The sequence below is a fragment of the Aeromonas sp. HMWF015 genome (assembly GCF_963878965.1).
Lineage (GTDB): Bacteria > Pseudomonadota > Gammaproteobacteria > Enterobacterales > Aeromonadaceae > Aeromonas > Aeromonas veronii.
On the sequence record NZ_CAWNZT010000436.1, the window covers coordinates 456 to 3,008 of the forward strand.

At 62.2% G+C, this 2,553-nt stretch carries 3 protein-coding genes and 2 pseudogenes; all 5 read left to right on the plus strand.

From position 1 onward, the window contains the following. A pseudogene (gene exeG / locus AACS18_RS23755) lies at window positions 1-136 on the plus strand (GspG family T2SS major pseudopilin variant ExeG); the annotation flags it as partial. Between the two features lie 38 nt (window positions 137-174). Next, window positions 175-747, plus strand: a complete 573-nt coding sequence (gene exeH / locus AACS18_RS22600; RefSeq protein ID WP_058057785.1) for a GspH family T2SS minor pseudopilin variant ExeH — start codon at window positions 175-177, stop codon at window positions 745-747. After that, window positions 747-1,106 (plus strand): GspI family T2SS minor pseudopilin variant ExeI, encoded by a 360-nt coding sequence (exeI, locus tag AACS18_RS22605; RefSeq protein ID WP_005338301.1) that lies wholly within the window; start codon window positions 747-749, stop codon window positions 1,104-1,106. The genes exeH and exeI overlap by 1 nt, the downstream gene beginning before the upstream one ends. Next, window positions 1,103-1,750, plus strand: a pseudogene (gene gspJ, locus AACS18_RS22610) (type II secretion system minor pseudopilin GspJ); the annotation flags it as partial. The gene exeI and the pseudogene gspJ, both read left to right, overlap by 4 nt. A gap of 112 nt (window positions 1,751-1,862) precedes the next feature. Next, the coding region (gene gspK, locus AACS18_RS22615) for a type II secretion system minor pseudopilin GspK (RefSeq protein WP_258228800.1) at window positions 1,863-2,553 on the plus strand (691 nt) is incomplete at its 3' end.

The window sequence follows — 2,553 nt, forward strand, 5'->3', positions numbered from 1 at the left end:
AGATCCCTGGGGCAACCCGTACCAACTGCTGAGCCCGGGCCAGTTCGGCAAGATCGACATTTTCTCCATGGGTCTGGATGGCGAAGCCGGTACCGATGACGACATCGGCAACTGGAACCTGAAGGATTTCCAATAAGTGATATGTCGCCACCGCACTCCTTGTGAGCTGACTGCATGAAGCGCTCTCTCTCCTTTCATCGCCAATCCGGCTTTACTCTGCTGGAAGTGTTGCTGGTCGCCATGCTGATGGGGCTGGTGGCCACCGCCGTCACCCTCAGCATGGGAGGCGCCAGAGGGGATAGGGAGCTGGACAAGCAGGCGCGTCGCCTGATGGCGACCTTGCAGCTGGCGCAGGAGTACGCGGTGATGGATGGTCGGCTGGTAGGCATTCGCATCGAGGATAACGGCTGGCAGTTTATGCAGCGTCAGGCCAAAGATCGCAAGTGGCTAGCCCTGACTGGCGACAAGCAGCTGGGGCCGGTGCAACTGGCCGAGAACATGACGCTGGCGCTGGAGCTGGAAGGCTTTGGCTGGCAGCCGGACTCCGACGAGAAAACCGAACAGAAGCGCGACGAGAAGGAGCGCACGCCGCAGTTGCTCATCTTCCCGGGCGGCGAGCTGAGCCCGTTCGTGCTCACCTTCACCCAGCAGGATGACGATGCTCGCTACACCCGCATCGTCAAAGGGGACGAATTCGGCCGCCTCACCCTGCTCACCGGCGATGAGGATGAAGAGGTGACAGAGTGATGAACGCACGGGGCATGACACTACTTGAAGTCATGGTCGCACTGGCCGTCTTTGCCATCGCGGGTCTCGCGGTAATGAAAACCGCCAGCGAACACCTCTCGGCCCTCAACTATCTGGAGCAGAAGACACTCGCCACCTGGGTGGTAGAGAACCAGCTGGTGCAACAGAAGCTCGAAAACAAGTGGCCCGGCGACAGCTGGGTGGAAGGGGATGAGCAGATGGCGGGCAGTACCTGGTACTGGCGCTATCGCGGCGTTGCCACCGCCGACAACAACTTCCGGGCGCTCGATATGGAAGTGCGCACCGAGGCCAAGGCCGAGAACCCGGTCGCCATGATGCGGACCTATATCAGCCGATGACCCAGCTCTCCGCCCGCACGCCTCGCCCCGTCCGTCACGCCGGTTTCACCCTGCTCGAAATGCTGGTGGCGATCGCCATCTTCGCCACTCTCAGCATGGGCGCCTATCAGGTGCTGCAGGGGGTGCTCACCAGTGACGAGGTGGCCAAGCGCAAGGAGGCTCGCCTCAACGAATTGCAGCTCGCCTTCACCCTGCTGGAGCGAGACATCACCCAAATGGTGCCGCGCAGCGGTCGCATCGAGGGGGAGAACAACAAGGTGCTGCTGGCGGCCTCCCGTTTCGGCCAGCAGAGCGATGACTGGGGCATGGCCTTTATGCGCAGCGGCTGGCTCAACCCGGACGGCATGCTGCCACGCTCCCATCTGCAGCGGGTCGGCTGGCGTCTCAAGGATCAGAAGCTGGAGCGCCTGAGCTACCTCTATCCGGATCCGGTGATCGGCACCGAGCCGCGCATCCAGCCGGTGCTGACGGGGGTCACGGCGTTTCGCCTCTACTTCTTCGACAAGGGCAACTGGAAAGAGGAGTGGACTCAGCGCAGCGTGCTGCCCCACGGGCTGGCGGTGGAGCTGGATCTGGAAGATTACGGCACCATTCGCCGTCAGTTCCTGATTGGTGCCGGTGGCCAGCGCGCCGAAGAGAACAGCCAGAGCAGCAACCCCGACCAGGGGGGCGGCAACAACAGCAATAACGGGAACAATGGCGGCAACGGCAATACCAATGGCGGTAATGGTGACAGCCAGAACGGAGGGGGCGCCAATGCGGGCTAATCTCGCCGCCCCCGGTCGCCAGCGCGGCATGGCGCTGCTGGTGGTGCTGCTGATCCTCTCGGTGATGGTGATCATTGCCAGCAATATGAGCGGCCGCCTGCAGCTTGAGCTGCGCCGCACCGCCAACATCACCACAGGCAAACAGGCGTGGTGGTATGCCCTCTCGGCGGAAGCGCTGGTGAGCAAGGTGCTGACGCAGGATTTCAAGGACAACCCCGAGGTGGTCAACCTCAGCCAGAACTGGGCCCGCAAGAACACTGTATTTCCGGTGGACGATGGCCAGCTCAAGGGCGAGGTGACCGACCTGCAATCCTGCTTCAACCTCAACAGCCTGAGCTTGGCCGCCAAGGCGGGGAGCGGCGAGGAGCTGGCGCAGCAGCCCTATCCGGTGCAAGTGTTTCGCGAACTGCTCAAACAGCTGGCGATGGATGATTACGAGGCGGCCCAGCTCACCGATGCCATCCGTGACTGGACTGACAAGGATACGGTGCTGGTCTCCAGCCTTGGTGCAGAGGACGCCTATTACGAGGGGCTCAAGCCACCCTATCTGGCCGCCAATCAGTGGATGCTGGGCAAGGATGAGCTGCGGGCGGTGCGCGGGGTGACGGCCAGGGTCTATGCCAAACTGGCCCCCTATGTCTGCACGCTGCCAAGCGACAAGCTGAAGATCAATATCAACA

What these genes read in the sequence shown, in the direction of transcription:
- exeH (WP_058057785.1), top strand. Translation starts at nt 175, where the DNA reads ATGAAGCGCTCTCTCTCCTTTCATCGCCAATCCGGCTTTACTCTGCTG.
- exeI (WP_005338301.1), top strand. Translation starts at nt 747, where the DNA reads ATGAACGCACGGGGCATGACACTACTTGAAGTCATGGTCGCACTGGCC.